Below are 20,889 nucleotides of genomic sequence, written 5' to 3' on the forward strand. Positions count from 1 at the left end.
TCACGACGTACTTGCGCAGGCGGGCGCGGCCGGTCTCCCGCCGCTCCGTCCCGACGTGCAGCTGCTCCTCGGACCGGGTCATCGCGTCACCGGTCGTGGGCCCGGAGGTGTCGTGACCGACGACGTCCTCGTCGAGGGTGCCCTCGCCGGCTCGTCCCGCTGCGGGTGTGCCCGCGGCGCCACCGGCGAGGCCGTAGTGGGCGAAGAGACGCTCCTCCTCGGCGGGCTCGAGGTGTCCCTCGTCCTCGATGTTGGGGGCGTCCTTGACCTGGTCCTTGGTGTACGGGACGCGCAACCCGTCCTCGGTCCGCTGCGCCTGCTCCAGGGGGACGAAGGTGGATCGGGTCCCGAAGAGCCCGGTCTTCACGGTGACCCAGTCGGGGCGGCCGGTCTGGTCGTCGAGGTAGACCTGACCCACGCTCCCGATCTTCTCGCCGTCGGCGCCGTGGACGTCCTGCCCGATGACCTGCTCGATGTCGTTGCGGTCGATGCTCATGTCCCGTTCCTCTCGTCGTGTCGACGGCCGGTTCCGGCCGGGGACACCTCGGGTCTACCCGGGAGCCCAGAGCAAAAACATGACGAAGGGGGTCGGGCACCGTGGTGGTGCCCGACCCCCTTCGTCATCAGTGGCGGAGCGTCACTCGCCGATCTTGCCGTCGAGGAACTCGCGGCCCTGGTCGGTCTTCTCCGCATCGAGGCCCTTGCCCTCGGCGAACTCGCCGGCCTTGTCCAGGCCCTGGTCGCTGTGCTCCTCGACCTTGTCGCTGTGCTCGCCGAGCGCGTCGGTGGCCTTGCCCTTCAGATCGTCGAACCCCATGGTGTTCTCCTTCTGTTGTCGGGTACCCGGTAGGTGGGCGTGCTCCTACCCAAACATGCCTCGGGTCGCGCATCAACCGGAACGGTGCCACGATGGGTTCAGGTGGTTGAAAAACCAATAGTTGACAAAACAACTAAAACCCTCTAGTGTTCTTCCTGTTCCACCAACCACCTGATCTTCCCCCCGATCACCCCGCCCCAAGGAGAACCCCATGACCGACGTCACCACCACCACCGCCCTGACCGAGCTCGCCGCCGGCACCTACGTCATCGACCCGAGCCACTCCGAGGTCGGCTTCGTCGCCCGCCACGCGATGGTCACCAAGGTCCGCGGCTACTTCCGCGAGATCGACGGCGCCATCACGATCGCCGACGACATCGCCGCCTCCTCCGCCAAGGCCGCGATGAAGGTCGACTCCGTCGACACCGGTGCCGCCGACCGCGACGGCCACCTCAAGTCCGCCGACTTCTTCGACGCCGAGAACCACCCCGAGATCACCTTCGTCTCGACCGGCGTCTCCAACGTCTCGGGCAACGAGTTCGACCTGACCGGTGACCTCACCATCCTCGGTGTCACCAAGCCGGTCACCCTCAAGGCCGAGTTCGACGGCACCGCCCAGGACCCCTTCGGCAACGTGCGCGCCGGCTTCACCGCCAGCACGGTCGTCGAGCGTGAGGACTGGGGCCTGACCTGGAACGCCGCCCTCGAGACCGGTGGCGTCCTCGTCTCGAAGAAGATCACCCTGAACCTCGAGATCTCCGCCATCAAGCAGGCCTGACCTCGACACCCCCGCGGAGCCGGGGCCGGTACCCCCTGACCGGTCCCGGCTTCGTCATGCCCGGAGGCAAATAGGATGCCGCCCATGACGATCCACCCCATCACCATCACCGGCGAGCCGGTGCTGCACACCCGCGCCGAGCCGGTCACCGAGTTCGACGGGCAGCTGCGCACCCTCGTCGAGGACATGTACGCCACGCAGGAGGCCGCCCACGGCGTCGGCCTGGCCGCCCCGCAGATCGGGATCGGCCTGCGGATCTACACGTGGAGCATGGCCAACGACGACGGGGTCCCCACGCTGGGGCACGTCATCAACCCCTTCGTCCGGGCGGCCAAGCCCGCCGTCGGCGAGCCGGACCGTGACAACGAGTCCGAGGGCTGCCTGTCCGTGCCGGGCTACTCCTTCCCCCTGCGTCGCGGAGAGAGCGCCGAGGTGAGCGGCTACGACTGGGACGGCAACGAGATCTCGTTCTCGGCCACCGGCTGGTTCGCCCGCTGCATGCAGCACGAGTACGACCACCTCAACGGGTTCCTCTACGTCGACCGGCTCAACGAGAAGTGGAAGAAGAAGGCCCGCAAGGCGGTCAAGGCCGAGGGTTGGGGCGTCCCCGGCCACACGTGGATGCCGGGGGAGGGGCCGGACCCCTTCGGTCACGACGACGACGTCGACGAGGAGTGATCCCGCAGGTCATCGCTGTCGTCGGCGCCACGGCGACCGGCAAGTCGGACCTGGCGCTCGACCTCGCCGAGTCACTCGGCGGGGAGGTGGTCAATGCCGATGCCATGCAGCTCTACCGCGGCATGGACATCGGGACCAACAAGCTGCCGGTCGAGCAGTGGCGCGGTGTCCCGCACCACCTCCTCGACGTGCTCGAGGTGACCGACGAGGCGACCCTCGCCGACTACCAGGCGCGTGCCGAGGTCGCGGTCGTCGACATCCTGGGTCGCGGCCGCGTGCCGGTCCTCGCCGGCGGGTCCGGGCTCTACGTCCGGGCCGCGCTGGACCACCTCGACATCCCACCGACCGACCCTGCGGTCCGTGCCCGGCTCGAGGCCCACGCCCAGGACGAAGGGGGGCGCGCCGCCCTTCGTCGTCGGTTGCGTGAGGTCGACCCCGCCGCCGCGGAGGCCATCGAGCCCAACAACACCCGGCGCATCATCCGGGCGCTCGAGGTCGTCGAGATCACCGGACGCCCGTTCTCGGCGACGGCGCCCACGAAGCGCTACCGGCGCCCTTCGCTCGTCATCGGGCTGCGCGACGACTGGGACGCGCTCACGGACCGGATCGAACGCCGCGCGCGCACCATGTGGGAGGCCGGGCTGCTCGACGAGGTGACCCGGCTCGACGCCGCCGGCCTGCGTCGGGGGCGGACCGCCTCGCGGGCCATCGGATACGCCCAGGCGCTCGGCGAGCTCGACGGGCGCTGGGGGCGCGAGGAGGCCATCGCCGACACCGCGCGCGCGACCCGCCGCTATGCCCGGCGGCAGGAGTCGTGGTGGCGCCCCGACCCGCGCGTGGAGTGGCTGGACGCCGCCGACCCGGCGCTGCCGGAGGCCGCGTCGCGGCTCGCGCGGCGTCCGACACAATGGACGCCATGAACCTGCGTTTCACCAAGGGCCACGGCACCGAGAACGACTTCGTCCTCGTGCCCGACCTCGAGGGTGAGCTCGACCTCACCCCGGACCAGGTCGCGCGGCTCGCCGACCGCCACGCCGGCATCGGCGGCGACGGCGTGATCCGCATCGTGCGCACGGCGCACGCGCGCGAGGAGGAGGTGCGGGCGCTCGCCGACGAGGCGGAGTGGTTCATGGACTACCGCAACGCCGACGGCTCGCTGGCGCAGATGTGCGGCAACGGCACCCGCGTCTTCGCCACGTGGCTGCGCCGCGAGGGCCTCGTCGGCGAGGAGTTCGCCATCGCGACCCGCGCCGGGCTGCGGCGGATCCGCTTCGAGGGCGAGGAGGTCGTCACGCACATGGGCACGTGGCGCTTCGTCGACGAGGCGAAGGCGCAGGCACAGGGCTTCGACGCGCTCGTCCACGTCGAGGAGGCCGAGGACGTCACCGAGCCGTACTCGGCACTCTCGCTCGACCTCGGCAACCCGCACACCGTCGTCGCGCTGCCGGAGAACGTCAACCTCAACGGGTTGCGGTTGCGCCGCCCCCCGATGGTCAAGCCGGTGCCCCCGGAGGGGAGCAATGTCGAGTTCGTCCGCGTCCTCGGGCCGGGGCACATCTCGATGCGCGTGCACGAGCGGGGCGTCGGCGAGACCCGGTCCTGCGGCACGGGCGTGTGCGCGGCCGCCATCGGGACCGCCTTCTGGTCCGGCGGCGCGGACTCGACCGGTGAGATGACCGTCGAGGTGCCCGGCGGCACGCTGCGCGTGCGGCTGCTGCCCGGCCGCGAGGTCGAGCTGGCCGGGCCCGCCGTGCTCGTGGTCGACGGGACGACGACGCTCGCCTGAGGTCACTCCCTTCGTCCGATGGTGGTGAGTCCGCGGCGATAGCCTCCCCGGATGGAGCTGCTGACGGACGCGGCGGTCGGGGACTGGCTGCTCGAGCGAGCGGGCGACTGGGGGCGGGTCGGGGGCGTTGCCGGGACGGGGTTCGAGGCGTACGCGCGGATCCTGCACCCGGTGCCGACGACCCGCATGGATCTCTCGACCGCTGACGAGTGGGGGATGCACCCGGTGCTCGAGGAGACACGCTGGTCGTGGGCGCAGGTCGCGGCGCGACAGGGGCTGACGATGCACCCACTCGTCCAGTGGAACCGTCTCGCCGACCTGCACCAGGGGATCTCCTTCGACGACGGCTGGCAGGTGGGGCAGACGGACGAGGGGCGACTCGGCAACGACCTCCTCGCCGGGCTCATGGAGCACCTGGCGCGAGAGACGGTCACACCCGAGGAGCTCGTGGTCGGGATCTGGAACGGCTGGGGCGAACTCACGGGCGGCGTCGCGGTGTGGTACGTGGCCGAGGGGAGGGGACCCGCGGCTTGGCTGGCGCGGCGTCGTGGACACCAGGAGGCCGAGCGGCGGCTGGAGGAGGCGCTGCGCCACGACATCCGGGACGCGGCGGCTCACGGACCGCACCTGGAGTGGCCGGGGAGGGAGATGGTCCTCTTCGCCACCTCGGTGGAGGAGCTGAGTGACCCCACGTGGGCCGAACGCGCCGGGATCGGCTCACAGCCCGGCTGGCCGGGCATCGGTCCGCAGCTCATCTGGTCGGCCGACCGGTCCTGGGTCGTGGCGAGCGAGATCGACTGGGACAGCACGATCGTCGCGGGCTCGCGCGCGCTCGTCGACGCGGTGCTCGCGGACGAGCGTCTCGAGGCCTACGAGGTCGACGAGGACGCGGACCTCACGTGGGAAGGCGACGTGGTCAATCCGCCGCGGGCCGGGTGGCGCGCAGCACCCTGAAGCCCCGGCTCGACGCCGTCCGCTCGGTCGGCAGGCCGAGCTCGTCGGCGATCCAGCGTGCGTACGAGTCGGCGCCGAGGTTCTTGCCGATGACGAGGTGGGCGTCGGCACCCGGCGCCAGCCGTGGGAGCCAGGTGCGCAGCAGCTCGTGCACGGCTGGTTTGCCGATGCGGATCGGCGGGTTGGACCAGATCGTGGCGAAGGGGGTGTCCGCCGGCACCTCGTCCGGCCGGACCGCGCGCACGTTGCCCAGCCCGAGGGCTGCGGCATTGCGACGGGTGAGGTCGAGGGCGCGTTCGGTGACGTCGACGGCCCAGACGGTGGCGCCGGGGGAGCGCAGGGCCAGGGTGAGGGCGATCGGTCCCCAGCCGCACCCGATGTCGAGCAGGTCTCCGGCAGAAGGGGGTTGGGGCACCTCGTCGAGGAGGATCGCCGTGGCCTTGTCCAGCCCTGCGGGGGAGAAGGTGCCGCCCGCGGTCTCGACGGTCACCTCGCGCCCGGCGAGCGTGACGGTGACGGTGCGGCGCTCGCCCGCGGTCGCAGCAGGCGAGTCGGTGAAGTAGTGGTCGGTCACCGCCCCACCTTAGGTCGGCCCTGTGCCGATCGCGGAGGGCTGTCGGTGGCCAGTGGGAGCGTCGTGGTGATGGCGGGTCGGGGAAGTGGATCCACCTCTTGACAGATTCGAACAGGTGTTCGAAGATGGACGTAGCGCAAAGGGGGCGTGATGTCGGAGCAGTCGCAGACCGAGGAGGGCCACGAGCCGGGAGGGGACCCGGCCGGGCTGGCGGTCGTGCCCGGGCTGCCCGATCGTCTGCGCGCCGCCGCCGAGGCCCTGTCCGCCGCCCGCCCCGAGGGGCTCGACGAGAGCGAGTTGCTCGAGGTCCTCACGGCGCTCGAGGCGACGAAGGGCGCGGCTGCTGCCCTCCAGGCGCGAGTGACCGCGCAGTTCGTGGAGCAGCGAGATGCCCGGGTGGCCGAGCAGCGCGCCGACGAGCAGATCTCGGCCCGGGACGCGCGGTGTCGCCGCCGCAGCTCCAGGGCCGAGGTGGCCCTGGCGCGCAGGTGCTCGCCGGGGCAGGCGGATCGTCACGTCGGGATCGCTCGGGCGCTCGTCCACGAGATGCCGCAGACGATGGCCGCGCTGACGGTCGGTGCGATCGGGGAGTGGCGCGCGACGATCATGGTCCGGGAGACCGCGTGCCTGTCGGTCGAGGACCGGATGGAGGTCGACCGGCGGCTCGCCGGCGACCTGACCCGGCTCGGTGACAAGGAGCTGGCCGCAGCGGCCCACCGTGCGGCCGCAGACCTGGACGCGGAGGCCATGGTGCGACGCCGGCGCAAGGCGGTGGCCTCACGCAGCGTGTCGGTGAGGCCGGCACCGGACGGCATGGCCTGGCTGAGCATCCTCGGGCCGATGGTCGACGCGGTGGGGGCGTTCGCGGCCCTGCGGGCGGCGGAGTCGGCCCGGCACGTGGCGACCGGCGACCCGCAGGTCGACGCCGAGCGAGCGGCCGATGAGCGCGGCCGTGGGGCCTGGATGGCCGACACCGCGCTGGAGCTGCTGTCCGGGCGGGCCGCCGGTCAGGTGCAGCCGGTGGAGGTCGGGCTCGTCATGGGGCCGGGGTCGCTCCTGCCGGAGGGGCATCCCTTCGCTCGGGTGGCCGGCGGAGGGCCCACCTGCGCGGACCCTGCGTGCTCCGATCCGGCGTGCCCCGAGACCACCCGATCTGTGCCCACCGGCGCGGCCGGCGTAGGCGACGAGGTCGAGGTCGTCGGCCACGGTGCGTGGCCCGGTGACCTGGCCCGCGAGCACCTCCTCCGCCTGTGCGACGCCGGGACGTCCACCTGGCTGCGCCGCCTGTGGACCACACCCGAGGGCCGTGACCTCGTCGCCATGGACTCGGCCCGCCGGGTCTTCGGCGGAGCATTGCGCCGGTTGATCGAGCTGCGCGACGGAGGCCGGTGCCGGGTGCCGTGGTGCGGTGCACCTATCCGCGACATCGACCACGTCGACCCGGTCGCCGGTGGTGGCGTGACCTCCGCGGCCAACGGGATGGGCGTGTGCCAGCTGCACAACCTCGTCAAGGAAGCCGGCTGGACCGGCGCGGTGATCGAGACCGGGCTCGACCCCGGCGGTGGGTCCCACGAGGCCACCCTCACCACCCCGACAGGCAGCGAGTACCGATGTCCCGCGCCGCCATTGCTCGGCCGCGGTCGCGGAGCACCCTCCCGCCGACGGGCCATACGCCCCGACCTGAGGGACTCACCCTTCGAGATCCAGCTCGTCGCGGCCTTCGACGCGGCGTGACCGAGCGGGGCTCGAGCAGGATGCGTCGCTCAGACCACGTCGTCGTCGACCCAGTCGAGGGTCTTGCTGATCGCCTTGGTCCAGTTGCGGTGCAGCCGCTCGACCTCGGCCTCGTCCATGGTCCGCGTCCACCGCGTGTCCTCGGCCCAGTTGTCGACGATCTCGTCGGTCGAACCCCAGTAGCCGACGGCGAGGCCGGCGGCGTAGGCGGCGCCGAGAGCGGTGGTCTCGGCGATCCGGGGCCGCACGACGTCGACCCCGAGCACGTCCGCCTGGAACTGCATGAGGGTCTCGTTGGCCACCATGCCGCCGTCGACCTTGAGCTCGGTCAGGCGTCCACCGGCCCGCTCGGCGTCGTCCTGCATCGCGTCGAGCACGTCGCGGGTCTGGTACGCGGTGGACTCCAGGGCGGCTCGGGCGATGTGGCCCTTGTTGGCGAAGCGGGTCAACCCGAGGATCGCCCCGCGGGCATCCGGCCTCCAGTGCGGGGCGAAGAGCCCGGAGAAGGCCGGCACGAAGTACACGCCACCGTTGTCCTCGACGCTCAGCGCGAGCTGCTCAACCTCCGGCGACTCCCGGATGAGACCCAGGTTGTCGCGCAGCCACTGGATGAGCGACCCGGTGACCGCGATCGAGCCCTCGAGCGCGTACACCGCCGGCTCCTCACCCAGCTGGTAGCACACGGTCGTCAGCAACCCGTTGTCACTCGAGACGATCTCGGTGCCCGTGTTGAGCAGCATGAAGTTGCCGGTGCCGTACGTGTTCTTCGCCGACCCCGGGGTGAGGCAGGCCTGGCCGAACGTCGCCGACTGCTGGTCCCCGAGGATCCCCGAGATCGGGGTGCCGTTGAGCACGCCCGGCTTGCACTCGCCGTAGATCTCCGACGAGGAGCGGATCTGCGGCAGCACCTGCACTGGGACCCCGATCGCCTCGCAGGTCGCCTCGTCCCACTGAAGGGTCTCCAGGTCCATGAGCATCGTGCGCGAGGCATTGGTGACGTCGGTGACGTGGACACCTTCGTTCTCCCCGCCGCCGGTGAGGTTCCACAGCACCCAGGTGTCCATCGTCCCCGCGAGCAGCTCGCCGGCCTCAGCGCGCTCGCGCGCCCCGTCGACGTGGTCGAGGATCCAGGCGATCTTGGGCCCGGCGAAGTAGGTCGCCAGCGGGAGCCCGCACACGTCCTTGAAGCGGTCCAGGCCCCCGTCGTGCGCCAGCTCGTCGACGAGTGCCTGGGTCCGGGTGTCCTGCCAGACGACGGCGTTGTGGATCGGCTGGCCGTTCGCCTTGTCCCACACGACCGCCGTCTCACGCTGGTTGGTGATGCCGACCGCCGCGATGTGGCCGCTGTTGAGGTTGGCCTTGCCCAGGGCGCCTCCGATGACGCGGCGGGTGTTGTCCCAGATCTCCAGGGCGTCGTGCTCGACCCATCCGGCCCGCGGGAAGATCTGCTGGTGCTCGATCTGGTCGGTCGCGACGACCGAGCCGTCGCGGTCGAAGACCATCGCCCGGGTGCTCGTCGTCCCCTGGTCGATCGCCAGCACGTACGTCGTCGCTGCACTCATGTCCGGCATCCTGTCAGGTCGCCTGCGTGCGTGGCGTGGATTGCGACTACCGTTGGGCCATGCCCCATCCCACGCCGCTCGACCCCCAGCAGCGCGCCGCGGCCTGGCGCCGCATCGCCGAGGAGGACCTCGACATCCTCGTCATCGGCGGAGGCGTCACCGGCGCCGGGGTGGCACTCGACGCCGCGACCCGTGGCCTCAAGGTGGCCCTCGTCGAGCAGCGCGACTTCGCGTCGGGCACCTCCTCCCGCTCGAGCAAGCTCTTCCACGGCGGAGTCCGCTACCTCGAGCAGCTGAACTTCGGTCTCGTGCGCGAGGCCCTCCAGGAGCGCGAGCTGATGCTCACCCGCATCGCTCCACACCTCGTCAAGCCGGTCTCCTTCCTCTACCCGCTGGAGCACCCGTTCTGGGAGCGGCCGTACGTGACCGCCGGCCTGACCCTCTACGACACGATGGGCGGCGCCCGTTCGGTCCCGCGCACCAAGCAGCTGACGAAGGGGGGAGTCCGTCGCCTCGTCCCGGCGCTCAAGCCCTCCGCCCACCACGGCGGTCTGCTCTACCACGACGCCCAGTGCGACGACGCCCGCCACACGTTGACCGTCGTCCGCACGGCCGCCGCCTACGGCGCGACCGTGCTCAACTCCGCGAAGGTCACGGGTCTGCTCCACGCGGGGGAGCGGGTCATCGGTGCCACCGTCCTCGACGTCGAGACCGGTGACGAGGTCGAGGTCAACGCCTCGGTCGTCATCAACTGCACGGGTGTGTGGACCGACGACATCCAGCGGATGGCCGGTGGGCGTGGCCGCTTCCACGTGCGGGCGAGCAAGGGCGTGCACATCGTCGTCGCCCGCGACCGGGTCAACTCCGAGACCGGCCTGATCCTGCGGACGGAGAAGTCGGTCCTCTTCTGCATCCCGTGGGGGACCCACTGGATCATCGGGACGACCGACACCGACTGGAACCTCTCCCGGGCCCACCCCGCCGCGACCTCGGCGGACATCGACTACATCCTCGAGCAGATCAACGGCGTGCTCGTCACGCCGCTGACGCGCGAGGACATCCAGGGCGTCTACGCGGGCCTGCGCCCGCTGCTGGCCGGCGAGTCCGAGGAGTCCTCGCAGCTGAGCCGTGAGCACGCGGTCGCCCGCCCCCAACCCGGGCTGATCTCCATCGCCGGTGGCAAGTACACGACCTACCGTGTCATGGCCAAGGACGCCGTCGACGCCGCCCGCGAGGACCTGTCCGCCGGCGTGCCCGACAGCGTCACCGAGCACATCCCGCTCATCGGTGCCGAGGGCTACCAGGCGCTCGTCAACCAGGTCGACACCCTCAGCCGACGGCACGACCTGCCGGTCTGGCGCCTGACCCACCTGCTCGACCGCTACGGGTCGCTCGTGCTCGGCCTCTTCGACCTCATCGCCGAGGATCGCACGCTCGCCGAGCCATTGCCCGGTGCGGAGGAGTACCTGCGCGTCGAGGTCGTCCATGCCGCTCGCCACGAGGCGACCCTCCACCTCAACGACCTGCTGACCCGTCGCACCCGCATCTCCATCGAGACACCCGACCGGGGTGTCGAGGCAGCCGAGCCGGCCGCCCGGATCCTCGCGGCGGAGCTCGGCTGGGACGAGGAGCGCACGACCTCGGAGATCCAGCACTACCTCAACCGGGTGCAGGCCGAGATCGAGAGCCAGCAGATGACCGAGGACGAGCGCGCCGACGCCGAGCGCACCGAGGCGACCGACATCCGCGTCCTTGCAAAGGGCTGACCTCCCGGCCACCTCTCCGTCACCCGGCCCACCCCGGACGTCATCGCCGCCCGCCTGTGCAGTTCACGTGCCCTGAGCAGGCTGGGGACATGGCTGAGATCACTCGTCGTACCGCCCTGACCTCCGCGATCGCCGGCGCCGGCGTCGCCCTCCCCACTGCCGGGTCCACCGTGGCCGCGGCCTCGCCGGCGCAGGTCCATCGCGGCCGGCCGCTGCTGACCTCCGGCGTTTCCGTCGGTGACGTCACGTCCCACGGCGGCGTGCTGTGGGCCCGGGCGGACCGCCCTTCGCGCATGGTCGCCACCCTCCGCGGTCCGGGACGCGGTCGCGGACGCACCCTCCGCGGCCCGTGGGTCACGCCCGACACCGACCACACCGGCAAGATCGACGTCGGCCACCTCCCCCCGGGGCGTCGCCACGAGATCGAGATCGCCTTCGAGGACGAGCACGGCCGCCGCGGCGAGAGCGCCGACGTCAGCTTCACCACGTCCCACCCGGGACGGGGTGGGCAGTCCTTCGTCTGGACCGGCGACACCGCCGGGCAGGGCTGGGGCATCAACCCCGACATCGGTGGTTACGTCGCCTACCAGGCGATGCACGAGACCCGGCCCGACTTCTTCGTCCACTGCGGCGACACGATCTACGCGGACGGTCCGATCGAGGCCACGGTGACCGAGCCCGACGGCCAGGTCTGGCGCAACCTCGTCATCCCCGAGGTCACCGAGGTGGCCCAGACCCTCGCCCAGTACCGGGGGCGGCACCGCTACAACCACATGGACGACAACCTGCGCGCGATGTACGCGGAGGTCCCCGTCCTCGCCCAGTGGGACGACCACGAGACGACGAACAACTGGTACCCGGGCGAGGTGCTCACCGACGAGCGCTACGACGTCGAGCGCCGGGTCGACGTGCTGGCCCGTCACGCCAAGCAGGCGTGGTGGGAGTGGCAGCCGATCAGCAACGGGCAGGACCGCAGCGACGGTCAGCGCATCCACCGCAAGGTCGAGCGCGGCAAGCACCTCGACGTCTTCTGCCTCGACATGCGCACCTACAAGGATCCCAACACCCCGGGGCTGGAGCAGCAGCGCACGAGCCTGATCGGCGACGAGCAGGTCCGCTGGCTCGCCCGTGAGCTCAAGCGCTCGACGGCGACGTGGAAGGTCATCTCGGCCGACCTGCCCCTGGGCATCGTCGTGCCCGACGGTGACGCGCAGGAGTCACTGTCCAACCGCGACCCGGGCGCTCCGCTGGGCAAGGAGATCGAGCTGGCCTGGCTGCTGCGCGAGATCAAGGACGTGCCCGGCGTCGTGTGGATCACCGCCGACGTCCACTACTGCGCGGCGCACCACTACAGCCCCGAGCGGGCCGCGTTCACCGACTTCGCCCCCTTCTGGGAGTTCGTCGCGGGCCCGATCAACGCCGGCACCTTCGGACCCAACGAGATGGATGCGACCTTCGGCCCGCGGGTCGACTTCGTCAAGACGGCCGACTACCCCAACCAGTCGCCGCGGGGTGGCAACCAGTTCTTCGGCCACGCCGACATCGCCGACGACGGCACCCTCACGGTGACCCTGCGTGACCTGCGGGGCTCGGTCCTCTACACCCGGGAGCTGTCGCCCGAGCTCTGATCGAGGACGATCGCCTCGCGGCCCCGTCCCCGGACGAGGGCCGCGTAGGCGATCGCCAGCGCCACGAGCGCACCGGCGCCGACGAGGAAGGCGCTGCGCCCGTCCTCGGTGGAGGCGAGCAGCAGGATGACGCCGGCCATGAAGACCAGGGCCAGCACATTGGGCACCGGGAAGAACGGCACCGGGTAGTCGCTCGCCGGCACCTGCGCGGCCGCCATCGCCCGGCGCATCCGCCAGTGCGCGAGCAGGATCATCGTCCAGGTGAAGACCGTGGCGAAGGTCGCGATGGCCGCGACGAAGAAGAAGAGCCGGTCCTCGATCGTCAGGTACAGCGCGATGCCCACGGCGCCGGTGACGAACATGCACAGCACCGGGACGACCGGGATGTGCGCACGGTGGGACACGTGGTGGAAGACGCGGGGGGCGTGCCCCTGCTCCGCGAGGCCGTACATCGTGCGGGAGCATGCGTAGAAGATCGCGTTCATCGCCGACAGCGCCGCGGTGATGACGACGAAGTTCATGATGTGCTCGGCGGCCGGGATGTCGAGCGCGTCGAAGACCTCGACGAAGGGGGAGGTTTCGCCGGTCACCTCGGTCCACGGGATGATCGACATGATCACGGCCAGCGCCGCTACGTAGAAGAGCAGGATGCGGAAGGGCACCGTGTTGACCGCCCGGGCGATCGAGCGGCTCGGGTCGTCGGCCTCACCGGCGGTCATGCCGAGCGTCTCGATCCCGCCGAAGCTGAAGACGACGATGCTCAGGCTCATGATGATCCCCCACAGGCCGAAGGGGGCGAACCCGTCGTGGCTCCACAGGTGGGCGAAGTCGGGCGTGGTCCCGCCGACCTCCTCACCGCGCAGGATGAGGAAGAGGCCACCGGCGACGAGGGCGAGGATCGCGACGACCTTGATGAGGGAGAACCAGAACTCCATCTCGCCGAAGACGCGCACGGCCATGAGGTTGAGCGCGCCGATGAGCGCGATGGCAGCGACCATCCAGATCCAGCCGGCGACGTCGGGGAACCACAGCCCCATGTACGTCGAGACCGCGACCATGTCTGCGACGGCGACCACCGCCAGCTCCAGCCAGAACACCCAGCCGGTGATGAACCCGGCGAAGGGCCCCAGGAAGGCGCCGGAGTACTGGGCGAAGGACCCGGCGACGGGGTGGCGCACCGCCATCTCACCCAGGGCCCGCATGACGATGAAGACCACGCAGCCGGCGACGAGGTAGGCCAGGAGCACGGCCGGGCCGGCGGCCTGGATCGTCTCGGCCGAGCCGAAGAACAGCCCGGTGCCGATGGCCGTGCCGAGCGCGATGAACTGCACGTGGCGTGGGTTGAGGCCGCGCTGCAGGTGGTCCTCGGAGGATTCGACGTCGGCGAAGGGGGTGGTGGGCACGGTGGTCGACGATAGTCCCGGACGACGTCGATCCCCTCGCAGCGGTGACACACTGGCCGCCATGGGGATCTTCGACCGCTGGCGCAGGGGACCGCAACCACCACCACGAGGCGGCCACCAGGGGTCCGTGCTGCCGGCGCTCGATCAGCAGGCCGCGGACCGGCTCATGGCGATGGCCCGGGCGGATCTCGCCGGGCGGGGCCACGAGGCCACGATCAACGCGGGCTTCCTCGAGCTGGCCGGGGGGCAGGTCTACGGCCTGCACAACCTGTCGGTGCTCGTCTCGCAGGAGCGGGAACGACACTGGCCCGCCCTCGTCGCCCGTCACTTCGACCGGATGCTCGTCGAGCGTGAGCGGGACGCGCCGCCCGACCCCGGCAAGGTCCTCGTCAAGCTGCGGCTGCGGGAGGACATGCCCAACCAGCCCGAGTACGAGGCGCTGGAGCCCGTGCCCGGCGTGATCGCGCTGGTGGCCATCGACGAGCCGACCATCGTCGTCGAGTCGCTCTCCCTGCCAGAGGGCATCCCGGACGTCCCGACCGCCCTCCGGCTGGCGCGCGCGAACCTCGTCGAGCTTCCGGCGCCGGAGCACGTGACCCGGCTGCTCGACGAGGACGATCCCAGCTCCCGGGTGCACCTGTTCATCACCGAGGACTTCTTCGGTGCCTCCCGCCTCTTGGTCCTCGACCGGCTGCTCACCAGCGTGGGCGTCACGCCGGGACCCGGGGGTCTGCTGGTGGCCCTGCCGAGCCGGCACGTGCTCGCGGTGCACCCGATGTCGGGCCCCGGGGTGGTCAGCGCGATGCACTGGCTCGTGCGGTTCGCCGAGGAGGACTCGGCCACCGCGCCCGGCCCCATCAGTCCACACGTGTACCACCTCGCCCACGACGGCCGGACGAGTCGCGTCACCCGGCCGGGCGAGTCCGGCGGACACGCGGTCATGGTCGAGGGAGCCTTCCAGGAGGCCTTCCTGCGCGTCATCGGTGACGACGAGGACTAATCGTTGGCTACGAGGCGTTGCAGGGTGAGATCCTGAGGAGAACATGACCGAACCACTGCACGACGCCCCGGACGCGTCCGACGACGACATCACCATCAACCCGACCATCGACCGGGTGCTCTCCCGACGTGCGCAGGCCCTCGCCGACGACGACGGGTTCCTCGAGCGCAGCGACCACGACGGCGACCAGCTCGACCGTGAGGAGCGCTCCGCCCTTCGCCGTGTCCAGGGCCTGTCGACCGAGCTCGAGGACATCACCGAGGTCGAGTACCGCCAGCTGCGCCTCGAGCGTGTCGTGCTGGCCGCGGTCTGGACCCAGGGCACCGTCGAGGACGCCGAGAACTCGCTGCGCGAGCTCGCGGCCCTCGCGGAGACCGCCGGATCCGACGTCCTCGCCGGGGTGCTGCAGCGACGCGACAACCCCGACCCCGGCACCTACCTCGGCTCCGGCAAGGCGCTGGAGCTGCGCGACATCGTCGTGGCCGAGGGGGCGGACACCGTCGTGTGCGACGCCGAGCTCAGCCCGAGCCAGCGGCGCGCACTCGAGGACGTCGTCAAGGTCAAGGTCATCGACCGCACGGCCCTGATCCTCGACATCTTCGCCCAGCACGCGAAGTCGCGTGAGGGCCGCGCCCAGGTCGAGCTGGCCCAGCTGACCTACCTGCTCCCGCGCCTGCGCGGCTGGGGTGAGTCGATGTCCCGGCAGGCCGGTGGCCAGGCCGCGGGCGGCCAGGGCATGGGCTCGCGTGGTCCCGGTGAGACCAAGATCGAGCTCGACCGCCGCCGCATCAACTCCCGCATCGCCAAGCTCAAGCGCGACATCACGGCGATGAAGACCCACCGCGACACCAGCCGCTCCTCCCGACGCAGCAATGGCACGCCGTCCGTGACGATCGCCGGGTACACCAATGCCGGCAAGTCGACCCTGCTCAACCGGCTCACCCACGCCGGGGTGCTCGTCGACAACCAGCTCTTCGCCACGCTCGACACGACGGTGCGCCGCTCCGAGACCGCCGACGGGCGCGAGTACACGATCACCGACACCGTCGGGTTCGTCCGGCACCTGCCGGAGCAGCTCGTCGAGGCCTTCCGGTCCACGCTCGAGGAGGTCGCCGACGCCGACCTGCTCCTGCACGTCGTCGACGGGTCGCACCCCGACCCCGAGGGCCAGATCTCGGCCGTGCGCGGCATCCTCGCCGACGTCGACGCCGCCGACGTCAAGGAGGTCGTCGTCATCAACAAGGCGGACGCGGCCGACCCCGAGGTCGTCGACCGCATCCTGCGCAACGAGCGGCACTCGATCGCCGTCTCGGCCCGCACCGGCGACGGCGTGCCGGAGCTGCTGCAGCTCATCGCCGACGAGCTGCCCAAGCCCGACATCGACGTCGAGGTCCTCGTGCCCTATGCCCGCGGTGACCTCGTGAGCCGCCTGCACGACGAGGCGGAGATCCTCACCGAGGAGCACGTCGCCGAGGGGACCCGGGTCAGCGCCCGGGTGCACGGTGATCTCGCGGCCGAGCTGACCCCCTTCGCCGCGGCCGGCTGATCCCGCTCAGCGGGTGACGAGCAGCACCGCCAAGCCGATCATCGTCACGCCGATGACGCCGTCGAGCGCCCGCCAGGTGCGCGGGCGACCGAGGGGCCCCGCGAGGGCGCGGGCCCCGAGGCCGAGCGCGGTGAACCACACCGCGCTGCCGACCGCGGCGCCACCGGCGAACGCCCAGCGCTGGTCGCCGTGCCCGTTGGCGATCGACCCGAGCATGAGCACGGTGTCGAGGTAGACGTGCGGGTTGAGGAAGGTGATGGCCAACGTCGTCGCGACGACCGACCCGCGCGACGCCGGCGCCGTCGCGACCATGCCCTCGGGCCGGGCCGCACGACGCAGCGCGACCAGCCCGTAGCCGACGAGGTAGGCCGCACCGAGCCAGGTGACCACGCGCACCAGGCCGGGGTGGCCGCTCACGAGGGCACCGACGCCGGCGGTGCCCAGGCCGATGAGCATCGCGTCCGCCGCGATGCAGATGAGCACGACCGGACCGAGGTGCTCCCGGCGGATGCCCTGCCGCAGGACGAAGGCATTCTGCGCGCCGATGGCGACGATGAGGGTCAGGCCGGTCAGCAGGCCGGCGATCGCGGAGAGGGTCACGAGACGACGTTAGGTCGTGGTGGATATGCAGGCCAGCGAATGTTCCTGAACGATCATTAGCATTGCTTCATGCACCTCGAGCAGCTGCGGGCCCTGCTGGCGGTCGTCGACCACGGCACCTTCGAGGCCGCTGCGCGGTCCCTGCACGTCACGCCCTCCGCCGTCAGCCAGCGGATCAAGGCGCTGGAGCGCGATGCCGGCCGCGTCCTCGTCGAGCGCAGCTCGCCGGTGCGCGTCACCGCCGCCGGCGAGCCGGTCGTGCGCACCGCCCGCCAGATGGTCCTGCTGCAGGACCAGCTGCGTGCGGACCTGGGCGAAGGGGGATCAGCCCCCGTCGACCTGCCGGTCGCCGTCAACGCCGACTCCCTCGCGACGTGGTTCGCCCCCGTGCTCGAGGTCGCGGCGGGCTGGGAGGACACCCGACTGCACCTCGAGGTCGAGGATGAGGAGTACAGCGCCGACCACCTGCGGCGCGGGGGAGTCGTGGGCGCGGTGACGGCCGACCCCGAGCCGGTCGCGGGCTGCCGCACCGAGCCGTTGGGCGCGATGCGCTACCTGCCCGTGGCGGCCCCCGCACTGGCCTCGCGCCACGCCCGCGGGCGCGGGTACGACTGGGCGACGATGCCGGTGCTGCGCTTCAACGCCAAGGACGACCTGCAGCAGGGGGTGCTGCGCGACCTCGGGGTCGTCGGCACCCCGCCGACCTCGCAGGTGCCCTCGTCGGAGGGCTTCGTCGCGGCGGTGCGGGCGGGACTGGGCTGGGCGATGGTGCCCGAGGCCCAGCTCGGTGACGACCTCGAGTCCGGGCGACTGGTGCTGCTGCGTCGTCGCGAGCACCGGGACGTCCCGCTGTACTGGCAGGCGTGGACGCTGCGCACCGCGCGGATCGACCGGCTCGGCGAGGCGGTGCACGAGGCGGCTCGGGCGCTGCGGCCCGTTCGCCGCACGGCACTACCCGCTGCCGGTGGCCGCGGCTAGCGTCGGAGTCATGGCCTCCAAACTCAATCCCTACCTCAACTTCGACGGCAACGCCCGCGAGGCGATGGAGTTCTACCAGTCGGTGCTCGGGGGTGAGCTGGTTGTCCACACCTTCGGCGAGTCCATGCCCGACGCCGGCGACCTCGCCGACCAGGTGATGCACGCCAGCCTCATCACCGAGGCCGGCTACACGATCTTCGCCAGTGACCCGCCGCCCGGCATGCCCGTGACGTCGGGGACCAACATCACCGTGAGCATCAGCGGTGACGACACGGAGCAGCTGCGCAGCTACTGGGCCGGGCTGACCGCGGGGGCGGAGATCACCATGCCGCTCGAGATGCAGATGTGGGGCGACGAGTACGGCGCCTTCACCGACCGCTATGGCATCCCGTGGATGGTCAACATCAGCGGTTCCTGAGGACCTGCGCGCTGTCGACGACCTCGATCTGCGGGGCGTAGAGCCCCATGACGTGCAGCGCGGCGGCGTGCGACTCCTCGCTCGACCCGGCGCAGGCGTCGGCGGCCACGACCACGGTGGCGCCGGCGTCCGCGGCCGGTAGGGCGGTGGAGATGACGCAGCAGTCGGTGGAGACGCCCGCGAGCACGAGCGTGGGCGTCTCGCCGGTGATCCGAGTCAGCTCTTCACCCCACTTGCCGAAGGTCGAGACGTCGAGTGTGCCTCGGCTGCTCCACCCCTGCGCGGGGGAGACGGGGTCGAAGAGCGGGTCGGTGTCCGGCCGGTCGGCGAAGGGCCACCGCTCGAAGTAGGGCCCCCACGAACCGCGGCGGTTGGTGCCCGGCAGCCACCGGGTGACGATGGTGCGGTCGGCGCCGAAGCCCGAGCGCAGGCTCTTGATCGGCTCGAGCGCGGCGTCCCACATCGGCGAGCCCCACTCGCTCGACGGGTCGGCGAAGACCCGCTGGGGGTCGATGACGACCAGCCAGGCGTCGCTGAGGTCGGGCAGCGTCACCTCCACGGCTCCAGCCTCTGCCTGCGTCGCCTCGGTCACGTGCCCGCCTCCTGACGGCGCACGACCGACCGTCGCGTGACCCACGTGATGACGAAGGCGAGCACGAGCGCGACGATGACGCCGAGGTTGGCGTAGGACCAGTCACCGGCCCAGTAGTTGCCGGCGGGGTCCTCGACGAGCTCGGTGCCCATGAAGGCCTTGAGCAGGTAGCCCTGCCAGTTGTTCCACGTCGAGTCGGGCATGGCATTGGTGACCAGGCCCCAGCCGATGACCGAGGTGAGCACCATCGTGCCGACCGAGATCCAGTCGACCGCGCCATAGCGACCCCGGGCGTCGAAGAGCGCCTCCTCGTCGTAGTCCCGCCGCCGCAGCGCGAGGTCCGACAGGAAGATGCCGGCCCACGCGGCCAGGGGCACGCCGAGGGTGATGAGGAAGGACTGGAACGGGCCGAGGAAGTTCTCCGCGAAGAAGACGACGTAGATCGTGCCGAGGGTGAGCAGCAACCCGTCGAGTCCGGCGGCCGCAGGGCGGGGGATGCGCACGCCGAGACTGAGCAGCGTCAGGCCGGAGGAGTAGATGCCGAGCACCGCCCCCGAGACGAGTGCCAGCACGGCGGCGACGCCGAAGACCACCAGGTACCAGGTCGGCAGGATCGTCGCCAGGGTGCCGACCGGGTCGGCGGCGATGCCGGCGCTCAGGGCCGGGTCGGAGCCGGCCAGCCCGATGCCGTAGGCGACGAGCAGCGCCGGGGCCAAGGCCCCACCGAGGGTGTTCCACGCGACGATGGCCCCCGAGGAGGCCTCCCGGCTCTGGTAGCGGGACCAGTCGGCGGCGATGTTGATCCAGCCCAGACCAAATCCGGTCATCACCATGATGAGCGCGCCGAGCACCTGCTGGGCGGAGCCGCTCTCGAGCGCGGTGACGGCCGACCAGTCGATGTCACCGACGGTCAGGACGATGTAGATCAGGGTCGCGATGCCGGTGAGCCAGGTGAGCACCGACTGCAGCTGCATGATCAGGTGGTATCCGGCGACCGACGCGGTGACGATGAGCCCCGCGACGACGAGCATCGCGATGATCTTGGTCGGGGTGCCCCCGCCCCAGCCGAGCTCGTTCATGACGGTCGCGGTGGCCAGCGTCGCCATGATCGCGAGGAAGGTCTCCCAGCCGATCGAGACGATCCACGAGACGACGCCGGGCAGCTTCTGCCCCTGCACGCCGAAGGCCGCCCTCGAGATGATCATCGTCGGCGCCGACCCGCGCTTGCCGGCGACGGCGACGAGGCCGCACAGGAGGAACGAGACGACGATGCCCACGACCGAGACGACCAGCGCCTGGACGAAGGAGATGCCGAAGCCGAGGACGAAGCTGCCGTAGGAGATGCCGAAGACCGAGACATTGGCGGCGAACCAAGGCCAGAAGAGGTCCGAGGGCCGCGCCGTGCGCTCGGCCTCGTCGATGATCTCGATGCCGGTCGTCTCGACGCCGGCCCGGCGGACGGAATCGAGGGTGTCCCCTCGGGGGGAGTCAGCGCTCATGACGGCAGACTCCCACAGGCTGACCGCTCAGGGACGTCAGGTCACGGCGTGTACGCCGAGTTCTCCAGCGACAGGTAGTACTCGATCCGGTCACCGACATTGGCTGCCCAGTCGACGGTGATCGTCAGGCGGGTGACATTGCCGTCGGAATCCATCCACGAGCATTTCTGCGTCTCGTTGGCGACGAGCACGATGCCGCCCATGCAGGAGAGTGACACATCGGCGGGGATCTTGCCCTTCGCGTGATCCTCGACCTTCTGCGTCAGGGTGTTGACGTCGACCATCTTGGTGCGGTCGGTGTTGGGCGTTGACCCTGCGGGCGGTGTCTGCGTGGGCGGGTCGGACGGTGTGGGTGACGTGACGTCGGTCGTCGAGGTCGCCGACGGTGACGAACTCGTCGACTCAGGCGTCGACGACGACTCGCTGGGCTGGCTGGTCTCGCTCCCCGACGAGGTCACGGTGACGGTCTCACCCCCTTCGCCCCCCAGTGCGCCGCAGGCCGTGAGGCTCAGGCTGGCGGTCGCGATGACGGCGGCAGCGCGCGCTGCAGTGCTGTGCTTCAACATGGTTCCCCCT

At 71.1% G+C, this 20,889-nt stretch carries 21 protein-coding genes; 12 read left to right on the plus strand and 9 right to left on the minus strand.

The features are described 5' to 3' along the window. Together JAN01S_RS05865 and JAN01S_RS05870 are read right to left on the minus strand one after the other, a co-directional pair. Positions 1 to 496: PRC-barrel domain-containing protein (locus JAN01S_RS05865; protein ID WP_157075620.1), on the minus strand; the 496-nt coding region annotated here is incomplete at its 3' end. Positions 497 to 637: 141 nt separating this feature from the next. Then, positions 638 to 817: an Rv0909 family putative TA system antitoxin gene (locus JAN01S_RS05870; RefSeq protein ID WP_068315095.1), complete on the minus strand. Its 180-nt coding sequence runs from the start codon at positions 815 to 817 to the stop codon at positions 638 to 640. Positions 818 to 1,028: 211 nt separating this feature from the next. Between JAN01S_RS05870 and JAN01S_RS05875 the strand changes: the two genes are divergently transcribed. The 5 genes from JAN01S_RS05875 to JAN01S_RS05895 all read left to right on the plus strand — a co-directional run bounded on the left by JAN01S_RS05875 (position 1,029) and on the right by JAN01S_RS05895 (position 5,013). Further along, complete coding sequence (locus JAN01S_RS05875) at positions 1,029 to 1,595, plus strand: YceI family protein (protein WP_068315098.1); 567 nt, start codon at positions 1,029 to 1,031, stop codon at positions 1,593 to 1,595. Positions 1,596 to 1,679: 84 nt separating this feature from the next. Then, complete coding sequence (gene def, locus JAN01S_RS05880) at positions 1,680 to 2,273, plus strand: peptide deformylase (RefSeq protein WP_068315101.1); 594 nt, start codon at positions 1,680 to 1,682, stop codon at positions 2,271 to 2,273. After that, a complete protein-coding gene (miaA, locus tag JAN01S_RS05885) occupies positions 2,270 to 3,193 on the plus strand; it encodes a tRNA (adenosine(37)-N6)-dimethylallyltransferase MiaA (RefSeq protein ID WP_068315104.1) in 924 nt (307 codons plus the stop codon). The genes def and miaA overlap by 4 nt, the downstream gene beginning before the upstream one ends. Next, entirely contained in the window at positions 3,190 to 4,059 is an 870-nt protein-coding gene (gene dapF / locus JAN01S_RS05890; RefSeq protein ID WP_068315107.1) for a diaminopimelate epimerase, read from the plus strand. The genes miaA and dapF overlap by 4 nt, the downstream gene beginning before the upstream one ends. A 51-nt stretch (positions 4,060 to 4,110) precedes the next feature. Then, positions 4,111 to 5,013: a hypothetical protein gene (locus tag JAN01S_RS05895; protein ID WP_068315110.1), complete on the plus strand. Its 903-nt coding sequence runs from the start codon at positions 4,111 to 4,113 to the stop codon at positions 5,011 to 5,013. Here the strand turns inward: JAN01S_RS05895 and JAN01S_RS05900 are convergent. Next, positions 4,976 to 5,587, minus strand: a complete 612-nt coding sequence (locus JAN01S_RS05900; protein ID WP_068315113.1) for a class I SAM-dependent methyltransferase — start codon at positions 5,585 to 5,587, stop codon at positions 4,976 to 4,978. The genes JAN01S_RS05895 and JAN01S_RS05900 overlap by 38 nt on opposite strands. Before the next feature lie 150 nt (positions 5,588 to 5,737). Between JAN01S_RS05900 and JAN01S_RS05905 the strand changes: the two genes are divergently transcribed. After that, on the plus strand, positions 5,738 to 7,321 hold the full coding sequence (locus JAN01S_RS05905; protein ID WP_068315116.1) for an HNH endonuclease: 1,584 nt from the start codon (positions 5,738 to 5,740) through the stop codon (positions 7,319 to 7,321). A gap of 29 nt (positions 7,322 to 7,350) precedes the next feature. Here JAN01S_RS05905 and glpK read toward each other — a convergent pair whose 3' ends face one another. Beyond that, the gene (gene glpK / locus JAN01S_RS05910) at positions 7,351 to 8,892 is read right to left on the minus strand and encodes a glycerol kinase GlpK (RefSeq protein ID WP_068315120.1); all 1,542 of its coding nucleotides are present in this window, start codon (positions 8,890 to 8,892) and stop codon (positions 7,351 to 7,353) included. A 50-nt stretch (positions 8,893 to 8,942) separates the two neighbouring features. Between glpK and JAN01S_RS05915 the strand changes: the two genes are divergently transcribed. Both JAN01S_RS05915 and JAN01S_RS05920 read left to right on the plus strand, forming a co-directional pair. Next, positions 8,943 to 10,649: a glycerol-3-phosphate dehydrogenase/oxidase gene (locus JAN01S_RS05915; protein ID WP_068315123.1), complete on the plus strand. Its 1,707-nt coding sequence runs from the start codon at positions 8,943 to 8,945 to the stop codon at positions 10,647 to 10,649. Positions 10,650 to 10,738: 89 nt separating this feature from the next. After that, entirely contained in the window at positions 10,739 to 12,277 is a 1,539-nt protein-coding gene (locus JAN01S_RS05920) for an alkaline phosphatase D family protein (protein WP_068315126.1), read from the plus strand. On the opposite strand, the gene JAN01S_RS05925 is transcribed toward JAN01S_RS05920, so the two are convergent. Beyond that, positions 12,247 to 13,680 carry an amino acid permease gene (locus JAN01S_RS05925; RefSeq protein ID WP_068315129.1) on the minus strand — a complete coding sequence of 478 codons (1,434 nt, stop codon included), beginning with the start codon at positions 13,678 to 13,680 and terminating at the stop codon, positions 12,247 to 12,249. The genes JAN01S_RS05920 and JAN01S_RS05925 overlap by 31 nt on opposite strands. 61 nt (positions 13,681 to 13,741) lie before the next feature. On the opposite strand from JAN01S_RS05925, the gene JAN01S_RS05930 reads away from it, so the two are divergent. Both JAN01S_RS05930 and hflX read left to right on the plus strand, forming a co-directional pair. Beyond that, positions 13,742 to 14,680 carry a hypothetical protein gene (locus tag JAN01S_RS05930; RefSeq protein WP_157075621.1) on the plus strand — a complete coding sequence of 313 codons (939 nt, stop codon included), beginning with the start codon at positions 13,742 to 13,744 and terminating at the stop codon, positions 14,678 to 14,680. A 43-nt stretch (positions 14,681 to 14,723) separates the two neighbouring features. Continuing rightward, positions 14,724 to 16,226 carry a GTPase HflX gene (hflX, locus tag JAN01S_RS05935; RefSeq protein WP_244884770.1) on the plus strand — a complete coding sequence of 501 codons (1,503 nt, stop codon included), beginning with the start codon at positions 14,724 to 14,726 and terminating at the stop codon, positions 16,224 to 16,226. Between the two features lie 6 nt (positions 16,227 to 16,232). Here the strand turns inward: hflX and JAN01S_RS05940 are convergent, their stop codons facing one another. Further along, positions 16,233 to 16,826, minus strand: coding sequence for a LysE/ArgO family amino acid transporter (locus JAN01S_RS05940; RefSeq protein WP_244884771.1), 594 nt, complete (start codon positions 16,824 to 16,826; stop codon positions 16,233 to 16,235). Positions 16,827 to 16,895: 69 nt separating this feature from the next. On the opposite strand from JAN01S_RS05940, the gene JAN01S_RS05945 reads away from it, so the two are divergent. Beyond that, complete coding sequence (locus JAN01S_RS05945; protein WP_068315135.1) at positions 16,896 to 17,804, plus strand: LysR family transcriptional regulator ArgP; 909 nt, start codon at positions 16,896 to 16,898, stop codon at positions 17,802 to 17,804. Between the two features lie 10 nt (positions 17,805 to 17,814). Beyond that, positions 17,815 to 18,222: a VOC family protein gene (locus tag JAN01S_RS05950; protein ID WP_068315138.1), complete on the plus strand. Its 408-nt coding sequence runs from the start codon at positions 17,815 to 17,817 to the stop codon at positions 18,220 to 18,222. Here JAN01S_RS05950 and JAN01S_RS05955 read toward each other — a convergent pair. From JAN01S_RS05955 to JAN01S_RS05965, 3 genes are read right to left on the minus strand one after another with little or no spacing between them, the layout of a single operon-like run. Further along, positions 18,209 to 18,814 (minus strand): cysteine hydrolase family protein, encoded by a 606-nt coding sequence (locus JAN01S_RS05955; RefSeq protein WP_280513178.1) that lies wholly within the window; start codon positions 18,812 to 18,814, stop codon positions 18,209 to 18,211. The two genes, JAN01S_RS05950 and JAN01S_RS05955, sit on opposite strands and share 14 nt — an antisense overlap. After that, positions 18,811 to 20,313 carry a purine-cytosine permease family protein gene (locus JAN01S_RS05960; RefSeq protein ID WP_068315141.1) on the minus strand — a complete coding sequence of 501 codons (1,503 nt, stop codon included), beginning with the start codon at positions 20,311 to 20,313 and terminating at the stop codon, positions 18,811 to 18,813. The genes JAN01S_RS05955 and JAN01S_RS05960 overlap by 4 nt, the downstream gene beginning before the upstream one ends. Positions 20,314 to 20,354: 41 nt before the next feature. Then, positions 20,355 to 20,879 (minus strand): hypothetical protein, encoded by a 525-nt coding sequence (locus JAN01S_RS05965; RefSeq protein ID WP_068315144.1) that lies wholly within the window; start codon positions 20,877 to 20,879, stop codon positions 20,355 to 20,357. Positions 20,880 to 20,889 lie beyond the last annotated feature (10 nt).

Source organism: Janibacter anophelis NBRC 107843, from assembly GCF_001570945.1.
GTDB lineage: Bacteria > Actinomycetota > Actinomycetes > Actinomycetales > Dermatophilaceae > Janibacter > Janibacter anophelis.